The sequence below is a fragment of the Acidithiobacillus ferrooxidans ATCC 23270 genome, from assembly GCF_000021485.1.
GTDB lineage: Bacteria > Pseudomonadota > Gammaproteobacteria > Acidithiobacillales > Acidithiobacillaceae > Acidithiobacillus > Acidithiobacillus ferrooxidans.
Genome location: NC_011761.1, coordinates 586,940 through 613,164 on the forward strand (window position 1 = coordinate 586,940; position 26,225 = coordinate 613,164).

The 26,225-nt window shown below is 59.8% G+C and carries 29 protein-coding genes and 1 tRNA gene; 23 read left to right on the plus strand and 7 right to left on the minus strand.

Annotated elements, in window-relative coordinates; all coding sequences use genetic code 11:
* Window positions 1-60 precede the first annotated feature (60 nt).
* Complete coding sequence (locus AFE_RS03090) at window positions 61-777, minus strand: ABC transporter ATP-binding protein (protein WP_012536266.1); 717 nt, start codon at window positions 775-777, stop codon at window positions 61-63.
* A 98-nt stretch (window positions 778-875) separates the two neighbouring features.
* On the opposite strand from AFE_RS03090, the gene AFE_RS03095 reads away from it, so the two are divergent.
* From AFE_RS03095 to AFE_RS03130, 8 genes are all read left to right on the plus strand, one after another.
* Window positions 876-968 (plus strand) — tRNA-Ser (locus tag AFE_RS03095).
* Between the two features lie 216 nt (window positions 969-1,184).
* Window positions 1,185-1,511, plus strand: a complete 327-nt coding sequence (gene trxA / locus AFE_RS03100) for a thioredoxin TrxA (protein ID WP_012536267.1) — start codon at window positions 1,185-1,187, stop codon at window positions 1,509-1,511.
* Complete coding sequence (gene rho, locus AFE_RS03105; RefSeq protein WP_428947036.1) at window positions 1,508-2,884, plus strand: transcription termination factor Rho; 1,377 nt, start codon at window positions 1,508-1,510, stop codon at window positions 2,882-2,884. The genes trxA and rho overlap by 4 nt, the downstream gene beginning before the upstream one ends.
* A gap of 74 nt (window positions 2,885-2,958) precedes the next feature.
* Window positions 2,959-3,165, plus strand: coding sequence for a 50S ribosomal protein L31 (gene rpmE / locus AFE_RS03110; protein ID WP_012536269.1), 207 nt, complete (start codon window positions 2,959-2,961; stop codon window positions 3,163-3,165).
* Window positions 3,166-3,171: 6 nt separating this feature from the next.
* Window positions 3,172-4,410: a malic enzyme-like NAD(P)-binding protein gene (locus AFE_RS03115; RefSeq protein ID WP_009560818.1), complete on the plus strand. Its 1,239-nt coding sequence runs from the start codon at window positions 3,172-3,174 to the stop codon at window positions 4,408-4,410.
* A 6-nt stretch (window positions 4,411-4,416) separates the two neighbouring features.
* Window positions 4,417-5,472, plus strand: a complete 1,056-nt coding sequence (locus AFE_RS03120; protein WP_009560819.1) for an AI-2E family transporter — start codon at window positions 4,417-4,419, stop codon at window positions 5,470-5,472.
* A gap of 270 nt (window positions 5,473-5,742) precedes the next feature.
* Complete coding sequence (gene ilvD, locus AFE_RS03125; RefSeq protein ID WP_009560820.1) at window positions 5,743-7,419, plus strand: dihydroxy-acid dehydratase; 1,677 nt, start codon at window positions 5,743-5,745, stop codon at window positions 7,417-7,419.
* 6 nt (window positions 7,420-7,425) lie between these two features.
* A complete protein-coding gene (locus tag AFE_RS03130) occupies window positions 7,426-8,382 on the plus strand; it encodes a LabA-like NYN domain-containing protein (RefSeq protein WP_012536270.1) in 957 nt (318 codons plus the stop codon).
* Window positions 8,383-8,396: 14 nt separating this feature from the next.
* On the opposite strand, the gene argA is transcribed toward AFE_RS03130, so the two are convergent.
* From argA to AFE_RS03150, 4 genes are all read right to left on the minus strand, one after another.
* Window positions 8,397-9,704, minus strand: coding sequence for an amino-acid N-acetyltransferase (gene argA, locus AFE_RS03135; protein ID WP_009560821.1), 1,308 nt, complete (start codon window positions 9,702-9,704; stop codon window positions 8,397-8,399).
* A 15-nt stretch (window positions 9,705-9,719) separates the two neighbouring features.
* The gene (locus tag AFE_RS03140) at window positions 9,720-10,031 is read right to left on the minus strand and encodes a BolA family protein (RefSeq protein ID WP_009560822.1); all 312 of its coding nucleotides are present in this window, start codon (window positions 10,029-10,031) and stop codon (window positions 9,720-9,722) included.
* Window positions 10,028-10,330, minus strand: coding sequence for a YciI family protein (locus tag AFE_RS03145; RefSeq protein WP_012536271.1), 303 nt, complete (start codon window positions 10,328-10,330; stop codon window positions 10,028-10,030). The genes AFE_RS03140 and AFE_RS03145 overlap by 4 nt, the downstream gene beginning before the upstream one ends.
* Window positions 10,331-10,412: 82 nt before the next feature.
* Complete coding sequence (locus AFE_RS03150) at window positions 10,413-10,970, minus strand: septation protein A (RefSeq protein WP_009561407.1); 558 nt, start codon at window positions 10,968-10,970, stop codon at window positions 10,413-10,415.
* A 62-nt stretch (window positions 10,971-11,032) separates the two neighbouring features.
* Between AFE_RS03150 and AFE_RS03155 the strand changes: the two genes are divergently transcribed.
* The gene (locus AFE_RS03155) at window positions 11,033-11,896 is read left to right on the plus strand and encodes an ATP-binding protein (RefSeq protein WP_012536272.1); all 864 of its coding nucleotides are present in this window, start codon (window positions 11,033-11,035) and stop codon (window positions 11,894-11,896) included.
* An 84-nt stretch (window positions 11,897-11,980) separates the two neighbouring features.
* On the opposite strand, the gene AFE_RS03160 is transcribed toward AFE_RS03155, so the two are convergent.
* Entirely contained in the window at window positions 11,981-12,784 is an 804-nt protein-coding gene (locus AFE_RS03160) for an inositol monophosphatase family protein (protein ID WP_009564866.1), read from the minus strand.
* Window positions 12,785-12,832: 48 nt separating this feature from the next.
* Here AFE_RS03160 and AFE_RS03165 point away from each other — a divergent pair, with 48 nt between their 5' ends.
* Genes AFE_RS03165 through mnmA form a run of 11 tightly spaced genes read left to right on the plus strand, consistent with a single transcriptional unit; the run spans window position 12,833 to window position 21,159 of the window.
* Complete coding sequence (locus tag AFE_RS03165) at window positions 12,833-13,636, plus strand: RNA methyltransferase (protein ID WP_225487413.1); 804 nt, start codon at window positions 12,833-12,835, stop codon at window positions 13,634-13,636.
* Window positions 13,636-14,430, plus strand: a complete 795-nt coding sequence (cysE, locus tag AFE_RS03170; RefSeq protein ID WP_012536274.1) for a serine O-acetyltransferase — start codon at window positions 13,636-13,638, stop codon at window positions 14,428-14,430. The genes AFE_RS03165 and cysE overlap by 1 nt, the downstream gene beginning before the upstream one ends.
* A 45-nt stretch (window positions 14,431-14,475) precedes the next feature.
* Window positions 14,476-14,964 (plus strand): Rrf2 family transcriptional regulator, encoded by a 489-nt coding sequence (locus AFE_RS03175; protein WP_012536275.1) that lies wholly within the window; start codon window positions 14,476-14,478, stop codon window positions 14,962-14,964.
* A gap of 19 nt (window positions 14,965-14,983) precedes the next feature.
* Window positions 14,984-16,249, plus strand: coding sequence for an IscS subfamily cysteine desulfurase (locus tag AFE_RS03180; RefSeq protein WP_012536276.1), 1,266 nt, complete (start codon window positions 14,984-14,986; stop codon window positions 16,247-16,249).
* A 24-nt stretch (window positions 16,250-16,273) separates the two neighbouring features.
* A complete protein-coding gene (iscU, locus tag AFE_RS03185) occupies window positions 16,274-16,705 on the plus strand; it encodes a Fe-S cluster assembly scaffold IscU (RefSeq protein ID WP_009566457.1) in 432 nt (143 codons plus the stop codon).
* Window positions 16,706-16,714: 9 nt separating this feature from the next.
* Window positions 16,715-17,038 carry an iron-sulfur cluster assembly protein IscA gene (iscA, locus tag AFE_RS03190; protein WP_009566456.1) on the plus strand — a complete coding sequence of 108 codons (324 nt, stop codon included), beginning with the start codon at window positions 16,715-16,717 and terminating at the stop codon, window positions 17,036-17,038.
* Window positions 17,038-17,655 carry a Fe-S protein assembly co-chaperone HscB gene (hscB, locus tag AFE_RS03195; protein ID WP_012536277.1) on the plus strand — a complete coding sequence of 206 codons (618 nt, stop codon included), beginning with the start codon at window positions 17,038-17,040 and terminating at the stop codon, window positions 17,653-17,655. Before iscA ends, hscB begins: the two co-directional genes overlap by 1 nt.
* Before the next feature lie 33 nt (window positions 17,656-17,688).
* Window positions 17,689-19,554 (plus strand): Fe-S protein assembly chaperone HscA, encoded by a 1,866-nt coding sequence (gene hscA / locus AFE_RS03200; protein WP_012536278.1) that lies wholly within the window; start codon window positions 17,689-17,691, stop codon window positions 19,552-19,554.
* Complete coding sequence (gene fdx / locus AFE_RS03205; RefSeq protein WP_009566453.1) at window positions 19,555-19,893, plus strand: ISC system 2Fe-2S type ferredoxin; 339 nt, start codon at window positions 19,555-19,557, stop codon at window positions 19,891-19,893.
* Entirely contained in the window at window positions 19,893-20,087 is a 195-nt protein-coding gene (gene iscX / locus AFE_RS03210; protein WP_009566452.1) for a Fe-S cluster assembly protein IscX, read from the plus strand. Before fdx ends, iscX begins: the two co-directional genes overlap by 1 nt.
* A 13-nt stretch (window positions 20,088-20,100) precedes the next feature.
* Window positions 20,101-21,159: a tRNA 2-thiouridine(34) synthase MnmA gene (mnmA, locus tag AFE_RS03215; RefSeq protein ID WP_012536279.1), complete on the plus strand. Its 1,059-nt coding sequence runs from the start codon at window positions 20,101-20,103 to the stop codon at window positions 21,157-21,159.
* 18 nt (window positions 21,160-21,177) lie between these two features.
* On the opposite strand, the gene AFE_RS03220 is transcribed toward mnmA, so the two are convergent.
* On the minus strand, window positions 21,178-22,077 hold the full coding sequence (locus tag AFE_RS03220; RefSeq protein WP_012536280.1) for a patatin-like phospholipase family protein: 900 nt from the start codon (window positions 22,075-22,077) through the stop codon (window positions 21,178-21,180).
* A gap of 202 nt (window positions 22,078-22,279) precedes the next feature.
* On the opposite strand from AFE_RS03220, the gene AFE_RS03225 reads away from it, so the two are divergent.
* The 3 genes from AFE_RS03225 to AFE_RS03235 are packed head-to-tail and all read left to right on the plus strand — an operon-like array spanning window position 22,280 to window position 26,220.
* Window positions 22,280-22,387, plus strand: a complete 108-nt coding sequence (locus AFE_RS03225; RefSeq protein ID WP_009564014.1) for a hypothetical protein — start codon at window positions 22,280-22,282, stop codon at window positions 22,385-22,387.
* Window positions 22,388-22,399: 12 nt separating this feature from the next.
* On the plus strand, window positions 22,400-24,754 hold the full coding sequence (gene hsdR, locus AFE_RS03230; protein WP_012536281.1) for an EcoAI/FtnUII family type I restriction enzme subunit R: 2,355 nt from the start codon (window positions 22,400-22,402) through the stop codon (window positions 24,752-24,754).
* On the plus strand, window positions 24,751-26,220 hold the full coding sequence (locus tag AFE_RS03235; protein ID WP_012536282.1) for a type I restriction-modification system subunit M: 1,470 nt from the start codon (window positions 24,751-24,753) through the stop codon (window positions 26,218-26,220). Before hsdR ends, AFE_RS03235 begins: the two co-directional genes overlap by 4 nt.
* The last annotated feature ends 5 nt before the right edge of the window (window positions 26,221-26,225 follow it).

Consider the following 26,225-nt stretch of genomic DNA (forward strand, 5'->3'; position numbering starts at 1 on the left):
TCGCCCCCGGCCTCTGGCGGAGGGGGCGCCATACGGCCGCTTGCCATGGAATCCGGGTGATCACAGGGGATGGAAGCCCTGCGCGTCGAAACGCAGGCGGCGTTGCGCCCAGTCTGCCGCTGTCGCCGAATGGGTCACCAGCACAATAGCCGCCGCCTCGGCTTCTCCCGCCTCACGCAGGAGGCTGAGCACGGTTTCCGCAGATTCGGCATCGAGGCTCCCCGTCGGTTCGTCCGCCAGAATCAGCGACGGGCGATGTACGACCGCCCGCGCTACCGCAACCCGCTGCATCTCGCCGCCGGAAAGCTCCCGCGGCCAGGCATTCAGGTGACTGCCAATGCCGAGCCGTTCCACCAGAGTTTTAACCCGCTGATTCATGTCGCGCCGGGAGAGGCCGTTCAGTCGCCAAGGCAGGGCGATGTTTTCCTCTACGGTCAATTGTGGGATCAGATGAAAGGCCTGAAACACAAAACCCATGTGCCGCCGCCGCAGGAGCGTACGCGCATCGTCATCCAGGGTGTCGAGCGGCTCACCCTTGAATGTCATGTGTCCCGCATCGGGGCGATCCAGCCCGGCAATGATATTGAGCAGGGTGCTTTTGCCAACGCCGCTTTCCCCCATGACGGCCACAAAGTCTGCTGGTGCTATGTGGAGGCTCGCATTGCGGAATAACCAACGCTGAGGGTCTCCGGGAAGCCGTTTTGCCAGATTGTCCAGAACCAGAAGTGCAGTCACGCCATCCTTTCCAAGCTTTGCCAAACGCAGATGGTTTACCATACGCCAAGCCCGCAACGGCGACTATACCGATCTCCAGGACAAGGGCGGAGCATCGGGTTTTGACCTGAGCCCGTGCGACAGGTTAGAATCCCGCTACCGGAGAGATGGCCGAGCGGCTGAAGGCGCTCCCCTGCTAAGGGAGTATGGGGCTAAACACTCCATCGAGGGTTCGAATCCCTCTCTCTCCGCCACCCTTACTGGCTTAAAATCTTAACGAAAGTGACCATCCATCGCTCTTGCATCCCTGTTGTATCGTGCTATCCTTCAATCATCTTATGGACTGAAAGAAGTACTTATCTGCGGGCGCCATCCGGCGCATGTGGTCTCGGGTTAAATCCCTCGAACGATAAAAATCTCATGAATATCCACCGAAGCGTTGTACCCAACTGACTGAGGAGCTCTCTCCAATGAGTGACGCCATTCTTTATGTGTCTGATGACAGTTTTGAAACGGATGTATTGAAGTCCTCCAAACCGGTATTGGTCGATTTCTGGGCCGAATGGTGCGGACCTTGCAAGATGATCGCCCCCATTCTGGAAGAGATCGCTGATGAATATGCCGATCGCCTGCGGGTTGCCAAATTCAACATCGACGAAAATCCCAATACTCCCCCTCAGTACGGCATTCGCGGTATTCCCACACTGCTCCTTTTCAAGGCTGGCAAGCTTGAAGCGACCAAAGTGGGTGCCCTGAGCAAAGCCCAGCTGACCGCATTCCTGGATAGCCAACTTTGAATACGCCACGTCCCCGCCGTAAACCCCCCCGGACGCCCAAGTCCTTTCCCAACGAAGATATTCTGGTAGACGACGAAGACGAGAACGCGCTTTGTCCGTCACCTGGCGCTGCGGCGATGAATCTGACCGACCTCAAACGCAAAACGGCCGCTGATCTGGCGGTGATCTGCCAGGACATGGGGTTGGAGGGTACCGCCCGTCAGAAGAAACAGGAAATCATTTTCAATATCCTCAAGGCGCACGCGCGCAATGGCGACGCCATTTACGGTGAGGGGGTGCTGGAAATTCTGCAGGATGGATTTGGCTTTCTGCGTGCCGCTTCCGGGTCTTACATGGCGGGGCCGGATGACATCTATGTCTCGCCCTCACAGGTGCGGCGCTTTCACCTGCAGACCGGAGACACGGTGTCCGGCCAGATTCGCCCTCCCAAAGAAGGTGAACGCTATTTCGCGCTGCTCAAGGTGGAGAGCATCAATTTCGAAGCGCCGGAAGCAACCCGCAACAAAGTCAATTTTGACGATTTGACGCCTTTGTTCCCGGACGAGCGTTTGCGCCTGGAATACGACGCGGTACCTTATGGCGAAATGGCTCCGCGGATCATCGATCTGGTATCACCCATCGGCAAGGGCCAGCGCGGTCTGATCGTCGCCCCGCCCAAAACCGGCAAGACGGTGTTGTTGCAGCAGATTGCCCACGCCATTACCGCCAACCATCCGGAATGCTATCTGATCGTGCTGCTGATCGACGAGCGTCCTGAAGAAGTGACGGAGATGCAGCGCTCGGTGAAGGGCGAAGTGGTTTCTTCCACCTTTGACGAACCGGCGACGCGCCACACCCAGGTTGCGGAAATCGTCCTGGAAAAGGCCAAGCGCCTGGTGGAGCACAAGCACGATGTGGTCATCCTGCTCGACTCCATCACCCGCCTGGCGCGCGCCTTCAACACCGTAGTGCCGTCTTCCGGCAAGGTGCTGACCGGCGGCGTGGATGCCAATGCGCTGCAGAAGCCCAAGCGCTTCTTTGGCGCCGCACGCAACATCGAAGAGGGCGGCAGCCTCACCATCATCGCCACGGCGCTGGTGGAAACCGGTTCCAAGATGGACGAAGTCATCTTCGAAGAGTTCAAGGGTACGGGCAATATGGAAGTACATCTCGACCGTCGTCTAGCCGAGAAACGTACTTACCCGGCCATCAATCTCAATAAATCCGGCACCCGTCGTGAAGAACTGCTGGTCCCGGCCGAGATGCTCAGCAAGATGTGGGTATTGCGCAAATTGCTCGCGCCCATGGATCCGGTGGAATCCATGGAGTTTCTGCTCGACAAGGTGCGCAGCACCAAAAATAACGCAGAGTTCTTTGACTCCATGAACCGTTAAGCGGGCCTGCTGGACGCCCGCCCCCTCCGTCCCTATAATTCGCCTCTTTGTATCAAGGCCCGAGAGTAGCTAACATGAAAAGCAATATTCACCCCAAGTACGAAGAGATCACCGTCACCTGTAGTTGCGGCAACGTTTTTAAGACGCGCTCGACCGCGAACCGCGACCTGCATATTGATCTCTGCTCCGAATGCCATCCTTTTTACACGGGTAAACAGCGTGCGGTTTCCGCTGCGGGCCAGGTAGAGAAATTCCGCAAGCGTTACGGCGGCGGGCAGTAAATCGGGATGGTGGAGGCCGACCCTCAGGCGGATTTGCGGCGCCGGTCGCTGGACTATCACGCCCGTATGCCGGCAGGCAAGCTTTCCGTCGTGCCAAGCAAGCCCTGCGCCAGCCCCGAGGATCTGTCCCTGGCCTACACGCCAGGAGTGGCGGCCCCGGTGCGGGAGATCGTCGCCGACCCGGATAAGGCTTACGACTATACGGCCAAGGGTAACCTGGTGGCCGTTATCAGCAACGGTACGGCGGTGCTCGGCCTGGGTAACGTCGGGCCGTTGGCGGGTAAGCCCGTCATGGAAGGCAAGGCGCTGCTTTTCAAGCGCTTCGCGGATATTGACGCGTTTGATATCGAAGTGCAGGCGCGCGACGCCGAGCATCTCATCGACGTAGTGGCGGCCATCGCCCCGGGTTTTGGCGGCATCAACCTGGAGGATATCGGTGCGCCCGTATGTTTTCAGGTGGAAGAAGCTTTGCAGGCCATGCTGGATATCCCCGTATTTCACGATGATCAGCATGGTACGGCAGTGATCGTGGCGGCGGCGCTGCAAAATGCACTGGAATTGCAGGGTAAGGAGTTGGGCCGCGCCAAGGTCGCTATTGTTGGTGCCGGTGCCGCCGGAATTGCCATTGCGCGTATGTTGCGGGCACTGGGGGTAGCGGATATCTTCCTGAGCGATTTGCATGGCGTGCTGCACAGCAAGCGTACGGACCTCACCCAATGGCATAAACCTTTTGCCGTGGCACCCCAGAACTGGGATCTGGCGGCGATGTTGCGCGGTGCCGATGTGGTCATCGGCGTCTCTGTGCGCGGCGCCATTCCGGAAGCGGCGCTGTCGACGCTGGCGCCCAAGCCGGTAATTTTTGCGCTCGCTAATCCCGATCCTGAGGTGGACCCCGCCCTGGCGCGGCACCTGCGTCCTGATGCCATTATCGCCACGGGTCGATCGGATATGCCCAATCAGGTCAACAATGTGTTGGGCTTTCCCTTCCTCTTCCGCGGCGCACTGGATTGCCGGGCTCGGCAGATCAACCAGCCCATGCTGCTGGCGGCCGTGGATGCTTTGGCGAAGCTGGCGCGGGAGCCGGTGCCGGACGCTGTGCAGACCGTTTACGGGCTGACTGCCCCGCAAGGTCTGACCTTCGGCCCCGAGTACATTATCCCCAAACCTCTGGACCCCCGCCTACGGCCATGGGTCTCTGGCGCGGTAACCGCTGCCGCCCGGGAAAGCGGCGTCGCGCGGCGCTGAATCGCGATGCGTCTCGCGGATCTGACGGTTCGCGATCTGCGATTCGCCTTCGGCCAACTGCTCGCCGCCGTTCTGTTTTTTGCTCTTGTCTGGAAAATTCTTTCCCCCTTTTTGCCAGCCCTTGGCTGGGCTGCCATTCTCGTTTATGCGACCTGGCCGCTGGCTGGTCCCATGCGCCGACATTGGCCGCCGGTGCCGGCGGCAGCAGGCGCCACGCTCATGTTGGCGCTGATTTTTATTCTTCCCGTAATTTTCCTGAGCATCAGCCTGGGGACGGAGTTGCACCATGTACTGACCGATCTCGGTAGCGTGGATGCACACACGACCCTGGAAGCAAGTCTGAATCGGATACCTTGGCTGCATGAACTGCTCGCGCAGATTCCTGCAGCCTGGAAGACGAAACTGATGCCCGGTGCCCTGACCCCCGACCTGTCCGCCTGGGCGGGGCGGCTGGGTAGTGTTGCGGGTGGAATCGGTCGTTTCGGTACTTTGCTTATACTTGTTCTCATCACCGCCTTTTTCTTCTACCGGCATGGTGAAGTGCTGGTGGACCAGTTGCGCCGTTTTGTCGGCCAGGTGCTGGGACAGCGCGGCGATGCTTATCTGCGGACGGTGGCCAGCACCATCCGTGCGGTGATTTATGGCATTCTGGCGACCGCGGTGGCGCAGGGGGCGCTGGCGGGATTGGGTTACTGGGTGGCGGGACTGCCCGCACCCGTACTGCTGGCCATCGTCACCCTGCTGTTTTCCTTTATCCCCTTCGGTACCCCGCTGGTCTGGGGGGCAGCGAGCATCTGGTTGCTATCTCAGGGCGAGATTTGGGCGGGAGTGGGCCTGGCCCTGTGGGGTACGCTGGTGGTGAGCTGGATCGACAACCTGATCCGCCCGCTGGTGATTTCCAATGCGGTACGGATTCCATTTCTGCTGGTTCTATTCGGGGTGCTGGGCGGTATTCTCGCCTTCGGTTTCCTCGGTTTGTTTCTGGGGCCGGTGCTGCTGGCCGTGCTGTTGGCGATCTGGAGTGAGTGGTTGCGGCCAGCGCCTGCTGCGCCGCAGGGTTGAATGTCCGCTCCATGCAGACAGTCAGTTGTCGGCACAGATAAATGTATATGAGCATGTGCCCCAAAAACCCTTTGATCTGTCACCGGAGGAAAAAACTCGGCGGATTTGCAGCCCGGCGAGCGTCTACTTCTTGGCCTGTCTCACGCTAGGCCCTATACTGCGGATACTAACCAGACGGTCAGTGTGCCTTTACTCGGCACACGGCCACGCTGCCATCGTGGGTGGCATCCACGCGATGCATCCCCTTGCCGAACTTGCCACGAGGACCTCATGCGCTCCGATATGATCAAAAAGGGTTTTGAACGCACTCCTCACCGCGCCCTGCTCAAGGCCTGCGGTGTCACCGACCAGGATATGGATAAGCCCTTCATCGGAGTGGCCAACTCGTTCATCGACATTATTCCCGGCCATGTGCATTTGCAGGAGTTCGGACGCATCGTCAAGGAGAACATCCGTGCGGCAGGGGGTGTGCCCTTCGAGTTCAATACCATCGGTGTGGATGACGGCATCATCATGGGGCACGACGGTATGCGTTACTCGCTCCCGAGCCGTGAGCTGATTGCGGACTCCATCGAGACGGTGGTGCAGGCCCATCATCTGGACGCGCTCATCTGTATCCCCAACTGCGACAAGATCGTGCCCGGTATGATCATGGGCGCGCTGCGCTGTGACGTCCCCACGGTGTTCGTCTCCGGCGGCCCTATGGAGGCCGGTCATCTGTCTGACGGAACGGCGATCGATCTGGTGACGGCCTTTGAGGCGGTCGGCCAGTTCAAGCGCGGGCAGATCACCCAAATCCGTCTCAAAGAGATCGAGGACAAGGCCTGTCCGACTTGCGGCTCCTGCTCCGGCATGTTCACGGCCAACAGTATGAACTGCCTGATGGAGGTCCTCGGTATCGCGCTGCCGGGCAACGGTACCATCCTGGCGACGGCGGCGGCGCGCCGCGACTTGGTGCGGCAGGCTGCGGATCGTGTGGTGGCCCTGGCCATGGCGGGCGGCCCGACCATGCGGCAACTGGTGGATTTCGATGCCATCGATAATGCGTTCATACTGGATATGGCCATGGGCGGTTCCACCAACACGGTGCTGCACACCCTGGCCATCGCCCGGGAGGCCGGTCTGGATTATCCCCTGGCGCGGCTGAACGATCTGGCGCAGAAGGTGGCCTACCTTGCCAAGATATCGCCCGCCCTGTCCACGGTGCATATCGAGGACATCGGCCGTGCCGGTGGTATCCCGGCCATCCTCCATGAGGTCCACAAGCGCAACCCCGATGTGCTGCATCTGGATAAGCCGACAGTGAGTGGTCAGAGCCTGCGCGAGATCGTATCGGCGGCGGCGGTCAAGGATAGCAGGATCATCCATCTGGCCAGCGATCCCATTTCACCCACCGGCGGCCTGCGGGTGGTCTTTGGCAATCTCGCGCCGGAAGGCGGTATCGTCAAAATCGGTGCGGTATTGCCCGCGATGCGCAAGTTCTCCGGGCCAGCGAAGATTTTTGAGAGTATGGAAACGGCGGCAGACGGTATTCTTGCCGGTGAGGTCAAGGGCGGTGATGTGGTGGTGATCCGTTACGAAGGCCCGAAGGGTGGCCCCGGAATGCCGGAGATGCTGACGCCTACCGCCAACATCATGGGTATGGGCCTGGGCGAAAGTGTGGCATTGATTACCGACGGCCGTTTCAGTGGAGCAACTCGCGGGGCCTGTATCGGCCACATCTCCCCGGAGGCGGCGGAGGGCGGCCCCATCGGTCTGTTGAAAGATGGTGACATGATTTCTCTTGACCTCGACAACGGCAAAATTCATGTCGACCTGAGTGACGAGGAATTGGCCGAACGCCGCAAACATTGGGTGCCGATAGAAAAGCCCCTGAAGTCACCGTGGTTGCGCCGTTATCGTAAGCTGGTGACTAACGCCGCCAACGGCGCGATCCTGGAGTCCTGAGCATTCATGAGTAATGGTGAGCTGCATATCGGTGTCTATGTGGATGCCGAAAATATTCGTTACAACGGTGGTTATGCCATGCGTTATGACGTACTGCGACGTTTCGCCGGGCGGGAAGAGGAGGCGCGACTACTACGCCTGAATACCTACATGGCGGTGGATGGCGAGCGCATGAAGCGTGACCGCGAGTACCGGGAACGGATTCGCGGTTATCAGCAGGCGGTGCGCGATCTCGGTTGGAAAATCATCGAAAAGCCGGTGCGCTGGTTCGTGGACGAAGAAGGCAACAGCATGTCCAAAGCCAATGCCGATCTGGATCTGGCGGTGGATGTGATGCTGCAATCCGAGCGCCTGGATCAGGTGCTGCTGGTTACGGGAGACGGGGATTTCCTGCAGGTGGTTCGCGCGTTACAAAATAAGGGATGCCGGGTCGAGGTGCTGGCGTTCAGGAATGTTTCCAGAGAACTGCAGTATGAAGCGGACGCTTTCTACCCCGGTTATCTGGTGCCCGGGCTGATTCCCACCCGCGGCGACATGCGGGTGCCGTGGGGGGAGATGGGATCACGCATCCGCGGTATCTGCATCCGCTGGGAGGCGGACCGCGGCTTCGGCTTCGTCCGCTTTTTGACGGGTATTTCCCCACGGTTGTGGGTGACCGATACCCGGCAGGACGACTCTCCCTACGAGTCGGCCTTTGTCCACATTTCTGACCTGCCGCGCGAACTGGATACGGATGATCTCCCGAGCCGGGATATCATTCTGGAGTTTGATCTCGAGCCCAGCGAGACGGAAAAGGGCGGCTTTATCGCTCGCCGCTGCACAGTGGTCAATCGCTATGATGGCCGCACCGGGGGCTTGTCGAAGCAGCCCGACCGCATCTCCACCACGGAACGGGGGGAGGATGCGGGGTTCATCCGGCAGGACGAAGCCGAGGAGCATGAGGCGGTCGCCGAATCCTCCTGACGCCGCTTCGGTCTCTACAGGTTGCGAAAAAATACCTGACTGCGGCGCTGGAAGTTGTAGAGGTGCTGCCGCGGCACCGGTAAATCCTCCAGGGCGCCGGGGCGAAAGTTGCGCTCCAGAAACCAGTGGGTCGTCTGGGTGCTGAGCACAAAGATCCGCTCCAGTGCCTGCTCCCGCGCACGTTCCTGACAGTAGTCGAGCAGCCGCTCGCCGCGCCCCTGACGACGATAGCGGCTGTCTACGGCGAGACAGGCGACTTCGGCCATTCCCTGATCAGGGAAGGGATACATGGCCGCGCAGCCGATGATCTTGCCGTCCCGTTCCATGACCACGAAGTGGTCCGCTTCGATTTCGAGGCGTTCCCGGCTGCGCCGTACCAGCACCCCGCGTTCTTCCAAGGGGCGAATCAGATCGAGGATGCCGGGAATATCGGCGACCGTGGCCGTCCGCAGATGCTCGAAGGGGTCTCGGGAAATGAGGGTACCGAGGCCATCGCGGGTGAAGAGTTCGCGTAGCAGGGCGCCATCCACATGCCGGGATATCAGATGGACGCGGTCTACGTTTCCCGTGCAGGCAATTGCCGCACTGTGCAGATGCTCGCGCAGCCCGCCCTGGATATCCTCCCGCGCCAGTAATTGCGGTAGTTCGGAGAGGGTGATCTGGCGTATCAGTTGCCCCTGGGCATCGGTCACACCATCCTCATCCATGAAAAATACCAGCTTGGCGGCGTGCAAGGCCAAGGCCGCCGCTACCGCCACTTCCTCTGCACGGATGTTGAACAGGGTACCCGTCGGCGAGACGCCGATGGGGGAGAGCAGGACGATTTCGTCGGCGGCAAGATGGCGTTGGATGGCCTCTGTCGCCACCCTCCGTACCTGCCCGGTATACTGGTAATCCACCCCCTCCAGCACCCCAAGGGGCTGGGCGATGATGAAGTTGCCGCTGACCACCTGCAATCCCGCATGAGCCATGGGCGAGCCCATTTGTCCTTCGGACAATGCCGCCTCCACTACTAGACGGGCACCGCCCACCGCTTCACGGAGTACCTGCATGGCCGCCAGGTCGGTGATGCGCTTGCCGTTGACCCGTTCGGTGCGGAGTTGGTGGGCCAGCAGGGCTGCGTCGATCTGCGGCCCGGCCCCGTGTACCAGGACGACATTGATGCCCAGGCTGTTGAGCAGGGCGATGTCATGGGCGAGGCTGCGGATACTGCCATCCGCCAGAGCGTCGCCACCGAAATTGATGACGAAAGTCTGCCCGCGAAAGCGATGAATGTAGGGCGAAGACTCGCGGAAGCTGCGGACGAAGCTATCGGCTGGCATCTGAGCACACCGCCCCTAAAGGACGTTCAGGGCGATGGCTGGACGCTGTGTTTTGGGCTGGTTTTGGGCGGCAAACTCCTCCGGGCTATAGGCCTTGATCGTCAGTGCGTGTATCTCCTGACGCACCGGGTCGGTAGCCGCATTGACCAGACGGTGACGTGCCAACGGAGGCAAGCCCGCGAACCGACTGCTGACAATGCGTACCTCGTAATGCCCGCCGCCGCCGGACGACGCATGACCACTGTGGGATTTCGTCCGGTCATTGATTTCCAGGAATTCCGGATTCAGGGCGTCACGCAATAAATTACCAAGGATTTCTTTATTCATGGCAAAAATACTCCTTTATAAGGGCGAACGCTGACATCTGCGTAAACACCGGCACTGAGATAAGGTTCGGCGGCAGCCCAGGTATGGGCATCTTCCAACGAGTCAAAACGGGCAATGATCAGGCTGCCGGTAAACCCTGCTTCGCCCGGTTCTTCACTGTCTATGGCGGGAAATGGGCCCGCAGTCAGTAAGCGCCCCTCGGATTGCAACTGATGCAGGCGCGCCAGATGATCGCCTCGCGCCGCCTGGCGTTTGCCCAGAGAGTCGGCATTGTCCGTGCCAATAATGCAGTAATACATGAACCTTTTCCTGTTGGTGAGATGCATGCCCTAAAGCTGCCCCATTTGTGGCAAGTTGGCAACCGTCTCCGCTGATCAGAGGCTATGCCGACGAATCGCCATCTTTAGCCTCTTGCGGCAAAGCACGCGAGATCACCACCGCTTGAAAGAGTACGAAAATGACGGTGATGGCGAGCATGCCGAAAAGCTTGAAATCCACCCAGATACCTGTTGAAAACGCATAGGCCACGATCAGGTTCAGGACCGCGCCGAAGAGAAAGAAGGCAATCCAGTAGCCGTTGAGGCGCCGCCAGAAAGACAGGGGCAGTGCAGCCGGCAGTTGTCCGCCCATCAGGCGTTGCAGGAGCGGCTCCTCGCGCCAGTGGGTAAAGAGCAGTGCCGCCGCGAACAGCACATAGAGAATGCTGGGTTTGATCTTGATGAAGGTGTCGTTATGAAAATACAGGGTCAGGCCGCCAAAGGTCAGGATCAGCAGGGTGGAGACCCAGGTCATGGTCTCGACCCGGCCCCGCCGCCACCACTGCCAGGCCATCAGCAGGATGGCGGCGACGATGAGCACTTCGGTGGCCGTGTAGATCCCGTGAATCCTGTAGGCCACGAAAAAGAGGATGATGGGGAGGAAATCGGTAAGCAGTTTCATGACGCGCCACGGTAAATGGGGTTAAGCTACGCTATCTAATCACAGAAAGGAGTTCGTGGACAGTGGAACGTCAACAGGTGATTCAGGGTTTAGCCGCTCTTTTGGGGGACAGCAGCAGCCATCCTCTGCCCGATTTTGCCGGGGTAAAGGCCGCGCGCTGGCGCCATCTGCCCCTCGGTGGCCGTCTGGAAGGGGTGGCGCGCGTGGATTTGCCGGAGATGGACGAACTGCTCGGCATCGAGGATACCAAGGCCGCACTGGACCTGAACACCCGCCAGTTTGTCGCCGGTTTTCCCGCCAATGACGCCTTGCTCTGGGGCGGGCGGGGCACGGGCAAGTCTTCGCTGGTCAAGGCGCTCCTGCGTCGCTATGCGGATCAGGGACTGCGGGTGATTGAAATCGACCCGGACGGCATCCTCGACCTCCCGGAGATTCTGGCGGCGTTGCAGGCGGCCGATCCGCAGCAGGCCTACTACTTTGTGCTCTTCTGCGATGACCTGTCTTTTGGTGCCGACGACCCCGGCTACAAAGCCCTCAAGTCCCTGCTCGATGGCGGTGTGGAGGCGCGTCCGGATAATGTGCTGCTTTACGCCACCAGCAACCGGCGGCATCTGATGCCGCGCCATTTTGCCGATAACGAGGAATATCACCGCCACGGTGAGGAAATCATCCCCGGCGAGACGGCGGAAGAAAAAATCAGCCTCTCCGAGCGCTTCGGCTTATGGCTGGGCTTTTATCCCTTCGATCAGGCCATGTATCTGGATATTTGCATTATCCATCTGCAGCGTCTGGGGGTGCGGACGCCGCAGGCGGAATGGCGGGAGGAGGCCCTGCGCTGGGCCTTGCAGCGCGGCTCGCGCAGTGGCCGCGTGGCGCGGCAGTTCGCCCGCCACTGGGCAGGATCCAGGGCGCTGGCGGCACGATAGCCGCTTATCCGTCCGATCGTGGGCCTGGTTCACATTGAGCCAAGCCATCAGTGAGGTGGCCTGGTCATAGCGGAAATCGACGTTTCAACGGGCTGATTGCGGCTGGTTGATTTCCTGGCTGATGATATGCAGCATCTGGGCATGGATGCGCAGATTGCCGGCGACGATGTTGCCGTTTTGCAGGTAACCCTGATCACCCTTGAAGTCGGTGGCGACACCGCCCGCCTCCTGCACCAGTAGCGCGCCGGCAGCGAGATCCCAGGGCTTGAGGTTGAACTCCCAGAAGCCGTCATAGCGGCCTGCAGCGACATAGGCCAGGTCCAGCGCCGCAGAGCCGGGCCGGCGGACGCCCGCAGTCTTCAGCATGAAAGCCTTGAGGGTGGCGAGGTAGGTGTCCAGGTGGAAAAAGTCGCGGAAGGGGAAGCCGGTGCCGAGCAGGGCACCATCCAGGTCCTTGCGCTGGGCAATGCGCAGGCGGCGATCGTTGAGGTGTGCTCCACTGCCGCGACTGGCGGTAAACAGCTCGTTATGCACCGGATCATAGACTACCGCGTGCTCCAGGCGGTCGAAATGGCGGACGGCAATGGAGACGCCGACCTGCGGCATGCCGTGGATGAAGTTGGTAGTGCCATCGAGGGGGTCAATGATCCATTCGAAGTCTTTATCGGAGATGCGGCTGCCTTCTTCGGCGAGAATGCCGTGCTCGGGGTAAGCGCGACGGATAATCTCCACGATGGCGGCCTCGGCGCGCTGATCGACGTCCGTGACAAAGTCATTGTGCGCCTTGCTGGTGATGCTGATTTCATTGACCCGGTCGAAGCTGCGGTTGATGATATCGCCAGCTTTGCGGGCCGCACGAATGGCGGTAACGAGAATAGGATGCTGCATGGGAACCTTGTGCGAGGATGAGTCGGAATTGGGAGAGTATAAAGGAGAATGGCGGTGGCCGCACGGGCGAGCGCTGCGGGCATGATCGGGACGTCTTTGCAGGGCTTGCGTATTGTCCTTGTTGAACCCAGTCACCCCGGCAATATCGGGGCGGCGGCACGGGCCATGAAGGTGATGGGGTTGCGCCATCTGGTGCTGGTCAGTCCGCGCTTTTTCCCCGACCCGGAGGCCACGGCTCTCGCCTCCGGTGCCGAAGATATTCTGGAATCGGCGCAGGTCTGTACCAATCTGGATACGGCCCTGCAGGGTTGCCACAAGGTCTATGGCACCAGCGCCCGCGGTCGTCGTATCCAGTGGCCCGCCAGCAATGCGCGGGAGGCGGCGGGGGAGATCCTCGCGGATCTGGACACGGGAGATTGTGCCCTGCTCTTCGGCCGGGAGCGGACGGGGCTGACCAATGCGGAGATGGATCGTTGTCAGGTGCTGGTGCATATCCCTACGGCGGATGAATACCACTCCCTGAATCTGGGGCAGGCGGTGCAGGTGCTTGCCTATGAGCTCCACATGGCCGCCCTGACGGCCCAGCCAGCGCAGGATGTGCCCGCAGAGGATGTGCCGGAGCAACCCGCCCCCATCGAGGATATGGAAGGCTTTTATGGGCACTTGCAGCATGTGCTGCGCCGCAGTGGTTTTCTGCAGGAGATTCGCGCTACGCGCATGATGCGTCGCTTGCGCCGTCTTTTCGACCGCGCCAGGCCGAGCCAGAACGAGGTGAACATCCTGCGCGGTATCCTTACCGAAATCGAGCGCTGGGCGTCTAAAGTAGACAGAAAGGATCAGGATAGTCTTTAATGCGGGGCTTGGTAGTGGCCGGGGCAAATACGGGGGGTGTGGCTATGGGTGGACGCTGGCGGAGTGACCTCGACGCAGTTTTTGCGCGCGATCCCGCAGCGCGTACCCGTCTGGAAGTGTTGCTCACCTATCCCGGTGTTCACGCCCTGTTCCTGCATCGGATCGCTCATGCCCTGTGGCGTCACCGCTGGCGTCTGTTGGCGCGCAGTCTGGCAGCCGTTTCGCGGTTCTGGACTGGTATCGAGATTCATCCGGGGGCGCAGATCGGTAAGGGTTTCTTCATCGATCATGGAATGGGGGTGGTGATCGGTGAGACGGCGGAGATCGGCGACGATTGTACCCTCTATCACGGCGTGACCCTGGGCGGAACTTCCTGGAAGCCGGGTAAACGCCATCCGACTCTGGGGCGTGGTGTCATCGTCGGCGCTGGTGCCAAGGTGCTGGGACCGGTCGTTATCGGAGATGGCGCGCGGATCGGCTCCAATGCGGTGGTGGTCAAGTCGGTGCCGGAGGGTGCCACCGTGGTGGGCATCCCTGGGCGGGTCGTCAATAAGGGTGAGCATACGGACAACTTCGAGGCCTATGGCCTGACCGGACAGATGCCCGATCCGGTGGCGCGGGCCGTGGAATGCATGCTGGAGCACATGCATCGCCAGGATGCGGAGATTGCGCAACTGCGGGATGGGGTGCAGCGCTTGCAGCCCCTGGAGACCATGATGCCTGTGGAGGAGATCGTCTGTGTGCTGGATGATGATGCACCGGAAGGCGAGGGAACTCGTGCGGGTAATACTTGACTAATTTGGTACGGATAGTAGGATGTCGTGCAGAGGGCACCAGATATGAAACTGACGACAAAAGGACGCTACGCGGTGACCGCCATGCTGGATCTGGCACTCAATCAGCGTGGCGGTGTGGTGACCGTGGCCGATATCTCGCAGCGTCAGCAGATTTCTGTGGCTTACCTGGAGCAGCTCTTTGGGCGGCTGCGCCGTTTTGGTCTGGTGGAAAGTGTACGCGGGCCGGGCGGCGGTTACCGACTGGCCATGCCGGACTCGGAGATTCCGTTGACGCGGATTGTGGAGGCCGTCAATGAGTCCATCAGTACGACCCAGTGTGGTGGTGACCCGCATCTGTGTTGTAAGGGGGATGGGCAGCAGTGCCTTACTCACGACCTGTGGGAAGAATTGGGAAATCGTATCGCCGAGTTTCTCGGGGGGATTACCCTTGGTCAACTGGTACAGAAGCAGTTGCACAAGGAGTTGATGCAGGCAGCTCCGATCGCGATGACGGATAAAACACCACTGCGCGAGACGCATGACACCGCTTAAAACCGAGAGGTACGGAAAAATGGATCAACCCAAAATCATTGAACTGAATGTCGAGCAGCCTTTGCGGATCGATCCGGATCGTCCCATTTATCTGGACTACCAGGCGACGACCCCCGTCGACCCGATCGTCCTGGAACAGATGCTGCCCTTTCTGACCCATGACTTTGGTAATGCGGCCAGCCGTTCCCATCCCTACGGCTGGACGGCGGAAAAGGCGGTGGAGAAGGCGCGTCAGCAGGTTGCGGATACCATCCACGCCGACCCCCGTGAAATCGTCTGGACGTCGGGCGCGACGGAAGCGACCAATCTGGCCCTCAAGGGCGCGGCGCATTTTTATTCCGGCAAAGGCAGGCATCTCGTCACCCTGCGTACCGAACACAAGGCGACTCTGGACACTTGTCGCCAACTGGAGCGCGAAGGCTTTGAAGTTACCTATCTGGAAGTACAGGAAGACGGTCTGGTCGACCTCCAGGTCTTTGAAGCGGCCCTCCGTCCAGATACCATCATGGCTTCCGTGCTGTATGTGAACAACGAAATCGGCGTCATCCAGCCCATGGAAGAAATCGGCAGGATACTGCGCGCCCACAAGATATTGTTCCATGTGGATGCGGTGCAGGCCCTGGGCAAGATCCCGGTAGATGTGGAAGCCATCCAGGCGGACATGATGAGTCTATCCGGACATAAGATCTACGGACCCAAGGGCATTGGTGCCCTCTACGTGCGGCGTAAGCCCCGGGTGCGGGTTGAGGCGCAGATACATGGTGGAGGCCACGAGCGCGGCATGCGTTCCGGGACTTTGCCTACGCACCAGATCGTCGGCATGGGTGCGGCAGCCGAACTGGCCGTGCAGTCGATGGAGAGCGATGGCAAACGTATCCGCCAGTTACGTGACCGTCTGCTCGAGGGCATTCGGGAACGGGTGGAAGAAACCTATATCAATGGCAACATGGAACACCGGGTGCCGCACAACCTCAATATCAGCTTTGCCTTTGTGGAAGGCGAGTCGCTGATCATGGCGCTGAAGGAAATTGCCGTATCCAGCGGATCGGCCTGTACCTCGGCCAGCCTGGAGCCTTCTTATGTGCTCCGCGCCTTGGGTAAGTCCGATGAGCTGGCGCACAGTTCCATCCGCTTTGGCATCGGTCGCTACACGACGGAAGAGGAAATTGACGCTACTATCGGACTGATTGCTGCGAAGGTGGACAAGTTACGGGAGTTGTCTCCCCTCTGGGAGATGCATCAGGAAGGCATTGATATCCACAGCATTCAGTGGGCCGCGCACTAAGGTCCTTACAAGAGGAGAACCATCATGGCATACAGTGAAAAGGTGATCGATCATTATGAACATCCCCGCAACGTGGGGGCACTGGACAAGGATGACAGCGGCGTCGGCACCGGTATGGTGGGTGCACCGGCCTGCGGCGATGTGATGCGTTTGCAGATCAGGGTGAACGGGCAGGGCATTATCGAAGATGCCAAGTTCAAGACCTATGGCTGCGGTTCGGCCATTGCGTCCAGTTCGCTGGTGACGGAGTGGGTCAAGGGCAAAACCCTCGATGAAGCGATGGCCATCAAGAACAGCCAGATCGCCGAAGAGCTGGAACTGCCTCCGGTCAAGATTCACTGCTCCGTGCTGGCCGAAGACGCCATCAAGGCGGCGGTGGAGGATTACCGCAAAAAGCAGGGTGGCGCGTCGACGGCGGCGCAACCGGAAATGGCCGGTGCCCAGGCGGCACACTAGGATACCGTCATGGCTTTGACCTTATCGGAAAGTGCGGCGCGGCAGGTGCGCAAGAGTATTGCCAAACGTGGCAAGGGTCTGGGTATCCGCATCGGCGTGAAAACCAGCGGTTGCTCGGGGCTGTCGTATGTCATGGAGTTTGTGGATGTCCCCAACCCGGAAGATCTGGTGTTTCCCCATGATGACGTGAATCTTTTCGTGGACCCCAAAAGTCTCATTTATCTGGATGGCACCGAACTGGACTTCACCCGGGAAGGCTTGAACGAGGGATTCCGTTTTAATAATCCCAACGTGAAGGATGCCTGCGGTTGCGGTGAGAGCTTTACGACCTGATGGTGGACTCCTGTTGCCGCTGCGGGGCGGAGTTGGGTGCTCCGCCCGCGCTTTGCGCTTCTTGCGGGGCGGTGCAGCCCTTCCGCGCGGACCTGTCCCTGTATGCGGTGGCGGGCCTGCCCGAAACTTATGATCTGGACGTGCAGGCGCTGCGCACCCAAGTATTGGCGCTGCAAAAAGGCCTGCATCCGGACCGCTTCGCCAATGCAGAACCGGCGGCAAGACGCTATTCCCTGGAGTGGAGTACCCGCCTCAATGAGGCCTTAGCCATATTGCGGGACCCCCTGCGGCGTGCCGATTATCTCCTGCAGCGGCAAGGCGTGGACGCGCTGGGTGAGCAGGTGAAGGTCGCTGACCCGGAACTGCTGATGACCCAGATGATCTATCGCGAACGTCTGGAAGATCTGGTGGCGGCACACGACCTGTCGGGCATGGAGGCTTTGCGTCAGGAAGTGGATACGGCAGTGAGCGGCGTGGTGCAACGTCTCAGGGGATTGTTGGGCATTTTACCCTGTGTTGAGCCGGAAGCAGCGGGTGCTGCGCTGCGCGAGTTGCAGTTTCTCGATAAGCTTCTCGGCGAGATCGATCGCTGCGAAGAGTCTTTGCAGAATGCCTGAGCGGCGGAACCTTTACAATCAGGGCGATATATCATGGCGTTAATGCAAATTGCAGAACCGGGCACGGCCGCTGATCCCCATCAGCGGCGGCTGGCTATCGGTATCGACCTGGGAACCACCCATTCGCTGGTGGCCTCCGTATTGTCGGCGGTGCCCACCGTCATGCGCGATCATGACGGTAAATATCTCCTGCCTTCGGTGGTGCGCTACCTCGGCGGCGGCGGTATTCATGTAGGCTATCCCGCGGTCGCTGCCGCCGGGCAGGACCCGCACAATACCATCGCCTCGGCGAAACGCCTGATGGGGCGCGGCCACGGCGATGTGCAAACCCTCGCCGGGCACCTACCTTACGACCTTGTTCCTGGAGAGGGTATGGTGCGCCTGCGTACAGTGGCGGGTGAAAAATCCCCCGTAGAGGTGTCTGCCGAAATATTGCGGGTGCTCAAAGAGCGGGCGGTGGAAACCCTGGGTGGCGAACCGGAGGGCGCGGTGATCACGGTGCCCGCTTATTTCGACGAGGCCCAGCGTCAGGCCACCAAAGATGCGGCCCGTCTGGCGGGACTGAACGTGTTGCGTCTACTGGCCGAGCCGACCGCGGCGGCGGTGGCCTATGGCTTGGACAAGGGCAGTGAAGGCATTTTTGCCATCTACGATCTGGGCGGCGGAACCTTCGATATTTCCATATTGCGCCTGCAGGCCGGAGTCTTTGAGGTGCTGGCGACCGCCGGTGATTCCGCCCTGGGCGGTGACGATATGGATCATGCGCTGGCCGAATGGCTGATGCAGGAGGAGGGCGGCGATGCGTCCGATCCCCTCTGGCGGCGGCAGGTGCTGCAGCAGGCGCGTACCGCCAAGGAGGCGCTCAGTGCCGTTGCTGAAACGATGATAGTGCTGACGCCTTCCGGTCGCGCGGCCCGCGAGATAAAACTGTCGCGTGGCCGGTTGGAGTCACTGATTCAGCCGGTGATCCAGCGGTCCCTCCCGGCTTGTCGGCGGGCGCTGCGGGATGCCGGTTTAAAGCTGGATGAGATTGAAGGCGTGGTGCTGGTGGGCGGCGCCACCCGTGTCCCCGCCGTGCGCGCGATGGTGGAGGAATTCTTTCGGCAGAAGCCGCTGACGGACATCGACCCCGATCAGGTGGTGGCCATAGGGGCCGCCATTCAGGCCGATGCCCTGGTAGGCAATCAGCGTGAAGATTTGCTGCTCATGGACGTGCTGCCGCTGTCCCTTGGTCTGGAGACCATGGGCGGACTGGTGGAGAAAATCATTCCCCGCAATACCCCTATTCCGGTGGCACGGGCGCAGGAGTTCACCACCTTCAAGGATGGTCAGACGGCCATGAGTATTCACGTCGTGCAGGGGGAGCGCGATCTGGTGCAGGACTGTCGTTCTCTGGCGCGTTTCAGTCTGCGCGGCATTCCCCCCATGGTGGCCGGTGCCGCAAGGATTCGCGTGACTTTTCAGGTGGACGCCGATGGCCTGCTGGCGGTGCGTGCAGAGGAAACCAGTACGGGGGTGCGTTCGGAAGTCGTCGTCAAACCGTCTTACGGTCTGAATGATGAAGAAATCGCCAGGATGTTGCAGGACTCGTTCATCCATGGCGCCGAAGACGTGGTCAGAAGACGCCTGTCAGAAGCCAAAGTGGAGGGTGAGCGCGTACGCGAAGCCTTGCGTACGGCTTTGGCCGCCGATGCCGACCTGCTGGATCCGGCGGAGCGGGAAGCCCTGGACAAGGCCGGTACCGCGTTGACCAACGCCTTGTCGGGTGACGACGCCGGCGTGATCACGGCCGCCGCGGAGGCGGTGGAAACCGCCGCAGAACCGCTGGTGCAACGGCGTATGGACAGTGCCCTACGCCGCGCCATCACTGGCCGTTCCATTGACGAACTGGGAGACTGAATGACAAAAATACGCGTCCTGCCGAACCCGGAAGTCTGTCCCGAGGGGGCGGAGTTCGACGCTGAGCCGGGGGAGACCATCATCGCCGCGGCACTGCGCAATGATATTCACATCGAGCATGCCTGCGAGATGTCCTGCGCCTGCACTACCTGTCATGTGATTCTGCGCGCGGGTTTTGACAGTCTCGTCCCTGCGGAAGAAAAAGAAGAGGATTTGCTCGATAAGGCCTGGGGCCTGGAGCCGACCTCCCGCCTCAGTTGCCAGGCGAAAGTGACGAATACCCAACTGGTCATCGAAATCCCCAAATACACCATCAATCTGGAAAAGGAGCGGCACTGATGCGCTGGACCGACACCTCGGAGCTTGCCATTGCCCTGGATGAAGCCCACCCGGACGCCGATGTGGCCCATCTGCGTTTCACCGACCTGCACCGCTGGATATTAGAGCTGCCTGATTTTGAAGGCGAACCAGAAAAGTCCAGCGAAGGCATCCTCGAAGCCATCCAGATGGCCTGGTTGGCGGAGAAGGACTGAGTCGGACCGCGCCATGGCCGATAAAAAAGCCCTCATCGCCCTCTCGGGAGGAGTGGATTCCGCCGTGGCGGCCCTGCTCATGCAGGGGCAGGGCTACGAACTCACCGGCGTGACCATGCGCCTGTGGCCCAGGAGCCGCTGCTGCGATGAAAAAGATATCGAAGACGCCGCCGAGATCTGCGCCCGTCTGGGGATTCCCTACACGGTGCTGGATTATCGCGAGGCGTTCCGACGTCAGGTGGTCGACGTATTTGTCGCCGAATATCAGGCGGGGCGTACGCCCAATCCTTGTGCGCGCTGCAATCAGTTCCTCAAGTTCGATGCTTTGCTGGCGGAAGGCGAAAAGTTGGGCGCCACGATGCTGGCGACGGGCCATTATGCGCGGCTGGCGGAAACCTCCTCGGGTACTGCTCTGCTGCGTGGCCGTGACCATGCCAAAGATCAATCCTATTTTCTTTTCGCCATTGGCGCGGGGATACTGTCCCGCCTGCGCTTTCCCGTGGGTGGCATGAACAAGGACGAGGTGCGCGCCATGGCCCGTAAGCATGGCCTGCCCGTGGCCGCCAAGCAGGACTCACAGGATATCTGCTTTGTCCCGGACGGCGACTACCGCCGCTTTCTGGAGGATTACGCCGGGCTGGACATGGCGCAGGAAGGAGAGATGGTTGACAGCAGCGGGCAGGTGCTGGGCCATCATCCGGGTACGCTCCACTTCACCGTAGGGCAGCGCAAAGGTCTGGGTGGCGGCAGTGACCAGCCGCGCTATGTCCTTGCGCTGGACCCGGCGCAGAACCGGGTGATTGTCGGAGGTGAGGATGAGCTCTACCGCGGTGTGGTCAGCCTGGCCGAGTGCAACTGGCTGACGGATTTGTCCCCCGGCGAAACCCACGCCGTGACCGTAAAACTGCGTTACCGCTCCCGCGCCGAGTCGGCCATGCTGCATCTGCTCTCCGATGCCCGGGCCGAACTCCGCTTTCGCGAGCCGCAACGCGCCGTTACCCCCGGTCAGGCCGCCGTCTGCTATCAGGGTGAGCGCCTGCTGGGCGGAGGGTGGATTCAGGGCACGGAATAGTCCACGGGCGCGCCTGGGTCAGGATATACCCAACACACGCTGTATTTCCGGTAACATGCTCTTTACGCATTCTTTCCCCTCCGTGATGGCTTCACCGGCGCGATAAAACTCCAGTAAGCCAATGTGGGACAGCCTTGGAGAAAGCAGGATATCCGGAGGATCTCCGGCCATGCGACTCCTGGTGATCCTGTCCTGCATGATATTCACCGAGCCGGCGATGGCATCAAAGAGGCTGGGTGGTTGCTCCTCATCGCCTGTCGCCGGAAATATCGAGGCGGTATATGCCGTGATCAGGTCTGATATTTTTCCGGTAACGCCGGCATCCTGTGTTTTCAGGATTTTGTTATTTTGAAGATGTTTTCCAACGATATCATCGTTCAACGTTACGGCAATAACCACATCGGCGCCAAGAGCCCGACAGACCGAAACGGGGACGGGATTCACCAATCCGCCATCTATGAGCCACCTGCCGTTGTTCTTGACCGCCGGAAAGAGGCCGGGCATGGATATGGACGAAAAGACGGCATCCAGAATTGAACCGTCCGTCAACCAGATCTCGCTGCCGGTTTGCAAGTCGGTTGCTACCGATGCATATTTTTTGTTAACTATATCCTCTATTTTTGAGTCATCATCTGCCACATATTTATTGAGAAAATAATGTAGCCGCTCTTTATTGACAAAACCATTCAATGACATGTTGATGGCAAAAAATTTGGCTGTTTCAAACTTTGTCAGTGAACAAACCCATTTCTCCAGCTTCTCAAGATTGTTGGAAACATAGGATGCGCCGACCAGCGCGCCTATGGACGTGCCACAAACGATATCCGGTACGATTCCTTGATCATTCAGCGCGTTTATTACCCCTATATGCGCCCACCCGCGGGCCGCGCCACTGCCAAGAGCCAGGCCAATAGTCATGCTGATCTTCACCTCCCATGCGTTTTTGATGCCGCAACGTCCAGACTGCACTGTAGCGCGCCCGCGAAGTGCGCGATAGGGAAGAGATGCGGATGAGGCCGCCCCTTTCGCGACCGCGGAGTCCTTTCCGCTTCCCAGCCGGCGGTTTTTGTCCTAATCTGGCGAACATTCTATAAAAGCAGCCGCCCCGGAGTCGCTAACCATGTCCAATCCCGAGCAGGAAGCCCGCCAGACCATTGATCAGCTTCTGGGTGCTGCGGGCTGGCATATTTGTGATGCGGATGCGGTCAATATCCGTGCCGCGCGCTAGGAAGCGTTCGTGATGGATAGCAAAGAGAAGAAAAAACTAAGCGAGTCTGACATCTGCGACCTATTCATCACGCCCGCGATCAATAAAGCTGGCTGGGAACCAATGACGCAGATTCGTCGCGAGGTGACGCTCACGCCCGGCCCGGTCGTCGTGCGCGGCAACATGTCCTCGCGCAACAAGAAGAAAAAGAAATTCGCCGACTACGTTCTGTCCTGGGAGCCGGGCGTACCCGTCGCCGTGGTTGAGGCCAAAGACAATAATCACATCGTCAGCCACGGCATCCAGCAGGCGCTCGGCTATGCGGAAATCCTCGATGTGCCGAGCGCCCTCAGTTCAAACGGCGATGCCTTTGCTTCCCATAACAAAGCTCCCGCCGCTGGCGAAAACATCGAGACAGAGTTTCCGCTCGAATCCTTCCCTACACCTCAGGACTTGTGGAAGCGCTACAAATCCTATCGCGGCATCGAAGATGAAGCAGAAAAACTGGTCGTGCAGCCTTACCACCTGGATGTGTCGGGCAAGGAGCCGCGCTACTACCAGGTGGAGGCGATCAACCGTGCCGTCGAAGCCGTGGCCGGCGGCAAGAAACGCGTGCTGCTCGTCATGGCAACGGGCACCGGCAAGACCTACACGACATTTCAAATTATCTGGCGCTTGTGGAAAGCGGGCGAGGTCAAACGCATCCTGTTTCTGGCTGACCGGAACATCCTCATCGACCAGACCCTCGTCAACGACTTCAAGCCCTTCGGCTCGGTCATGACGAAGATCAAGAACCGCAAGATCGACCCGTCCTACGAAATCTATCTCGGCCTGTATCAGGCCATTACCGGCCCGGACGAAGAAGACAAGATATTCAAGTATGTCTCGCGCGATTTTTTCGACATGATCGTCATCGACGAATGCCATCGCGGCAGCGCGGCGGACGATTCCGCCTGGCGCGAAATCCTCGAATACTTCAACAACGCAGTTCAGCTCGGTCTCACCGCCACGCCCAAGGAAACCAAATACGTTTCGAGCAGCACCTACTTTGGCGAGCCGGTTTACACCTACAGTCTCAAGCAGGGGATCGAAGATGGCTTTCTCGCGCCCTACAAGGTCGTGCGCATCGACATAGACAAAGACATCGAAGGCTGGACGCCGCCGCCAGGCATGACGGACGATCTGGGCCAGGAAATCGAGCACCGCGAGTACAACCAGAAGGACATGGATCGCATTCTGGTGCTCAACCAGCGCACCAAGCTGGTTGCCAGGCGCATTATGAAATATCTCAATGCGACCGACCCGTTTTCCAAGACCATCGTTTTTTGCGAAGACATCGACCACGCCGAACGCATGCGTGTGGCACTGGTGAATGCGGCAGGCCAGCTCGCGCTGGACAATCCGAAATACATCATGCGCATCACCGGCGACAGCGTCGAGGGCAAGGCCGAGTTGGACAACTTCATCGACCCGGAGATCAAGTTCCCGGTTATCGCGACCACCTCGGAATTGCTGACCACGGGCGTCGATGCCAAAACCTGCAAGCTCATCGTGCTGGACAAGACCATCACCTCGATGACCAGCTTCAAGCAGATCATCGGGCGCGGCACCCGCATCGACGAGGAAAACAACAAGTGGTTCTTCACCATCATGGATTTCAAGAAGGCCACCGAGTTGTTCCGCGACCCGGACTTCGATGGCGAAGCCGTGGTCATCTACGAGCCCGGCGATGACGACGACCCCGTGCCGCCCGATCCGGAGCCCGGCGAAGGGGATGACGAGGGCGATGGCGGTGTCGACGAAACACCCGGCGTCTACAAAGTCCGCGTCAGCGGGGTGGACGTGAATATCATCTCCGAGCGCGTCGAATACATCGGGCCGGACGGCAACCTGATCACCGAGTCCTACAAGGACTTCAGCCGCAAGCAGATTCGGAAAGAATTCACCTCGCTGGATGACTTCCTCAAGCGCTGGAACAACGCCGCGAAAAAGCAGGCCCTCATCGACGAGCTGGAAGAACACGGCATCGTTCTGGACAACCTCGCCACGGAAATTGGCAAGGACTACAGCGACTTCGACCTGATCTGCCATATCGCCTGGGGCCAGCCCCCGCTCACCCGCAAAGAGCGCGCCAATAAGGTCAAGAAGCGCAACTACTTCACCAAATACGGCGAACAGGCCCGCGCCGTACTCACCGCGCTGCTCGACAAATATGCCGACGAAGGTATCGCCACACTGGAAAGCGCCAAGGTGCTGCGCCTCGATCCTTTCAAGACCATAGGCACGCCCGTGGAAATCATCAACACCATCTTCGGCGGCAAAGAAAAGTACGAATCCGCCATCCAGGAACTGGAACAAGAGCTGTTTAAGAAGGAAGAATCTGCATGAGTAATGTTTCCGGCGTCATCAAGTCCATACAGGACATCATGCGCAAGGATGTCGGCGTCGATGGCGACGCCCAGCGCATCAGCCAACTGGTCTGGATGTTTTTCCTGAAAATTTTCGATGACCGCGAAGCCGAACTGATGCTGCTGGAAGACGACTACAAATCCCCGCTGCCCAATCACCTGCGCTGGCGCGCATGGGCCACCAACCCCGAAGGCATGACCGGAGATGCGCTGGCCGACTTCGTCAACGTGCAACTGTTCCCCTACCTGAAGGAAAGGCTGCCCACGGCAGGCGCCCAGGGCAAGCGCGCCCAGGTGGTGCGCAGCGTGTTCGAAGACGCCTACAACTACATGAAGTCCGGCACGCTGATGCGCCAGGTCATCAACAAGATTTGCGAAATCGACTTCAACAACAGCGGCGACCGCCACACCTTCGGCAGCATCTACGAACAAATCCTGCGCGACCTGCAAAGCGCCGGCAACGCGGGCGAGTTCTACACCCCGCGCGCCGTCACCCGTTTCATCGTCAACCGCGTCAATCCCAGGCTGGAAGAAACCGTGCTCGACCCCGCCTGCGGCACCGGCGGCTTTCTCACCTGCGCTATCGACCACAAGCGCGAGCACTACGTCAAAACCCGCGAAGATGAAGAGACGCTGGTCAACACCATCCGGGGCTTTGAAAAGAAGGCGCTGCCGCACATGCTGGCCGTCACCAACATGATCCTGCATGGCATTGACACCCCCACCCATATCAGGCACGACAACACACTGAGCCGCCCCTACAAGGACTACGGCAACGCCGACCGCGTCAACGTCATCATCACCAACCCGCCCTTCGGCGGCATGGAAGAAGACGGCATCGAAAACAACTTCCCCGCCCACCTACGTACCCGCGAAACGGCGGACCTGTTCATGGCCCTCGTCATCAAGCTGCTCAAGGATCAAGGCCGTGCCGCCATCGTCCTGCCCGATGGTTTCCTGTTTGGCGAAGGCATGAAGACCCGCCTCAAACAAATCCTTCTGGAAGAATGCAACCTACACACCATCGTGCGCCTGCCCAACGGCGTGTTCGCGCCCTACACCGGCATCAAGACCAACCTGCTGTTCTTCACCAAGGGCAAACCCACCGAGCACGTCTGGTACTACGAGCACCCCTACCCGGAAGGCGTGAAGAACTACAACAAGACCAAGCCCATGCGCTTCGAGGAATTCGAAACCGAGATCGCCTGGTGGGGCGACGAGGCGGACGGCTTCAAGGCGCGCGTGCAGACCGAGCAGGCCTGGAAAGTCCCAGTCGCCGACATCGTCGCCCGCAACTACAACCTCGACATCAAGAACCCCCACGTCGGTGAACAGATCAGCCACGACCCGGACGAACTGCTGGCCCAATACCAGCAGCTCATGAACGAGGTCGCCGACATCCGCGGCGCGCTCAAGCGTGAACTGGCGGCAGCCCTGGGCAGGTGACCACC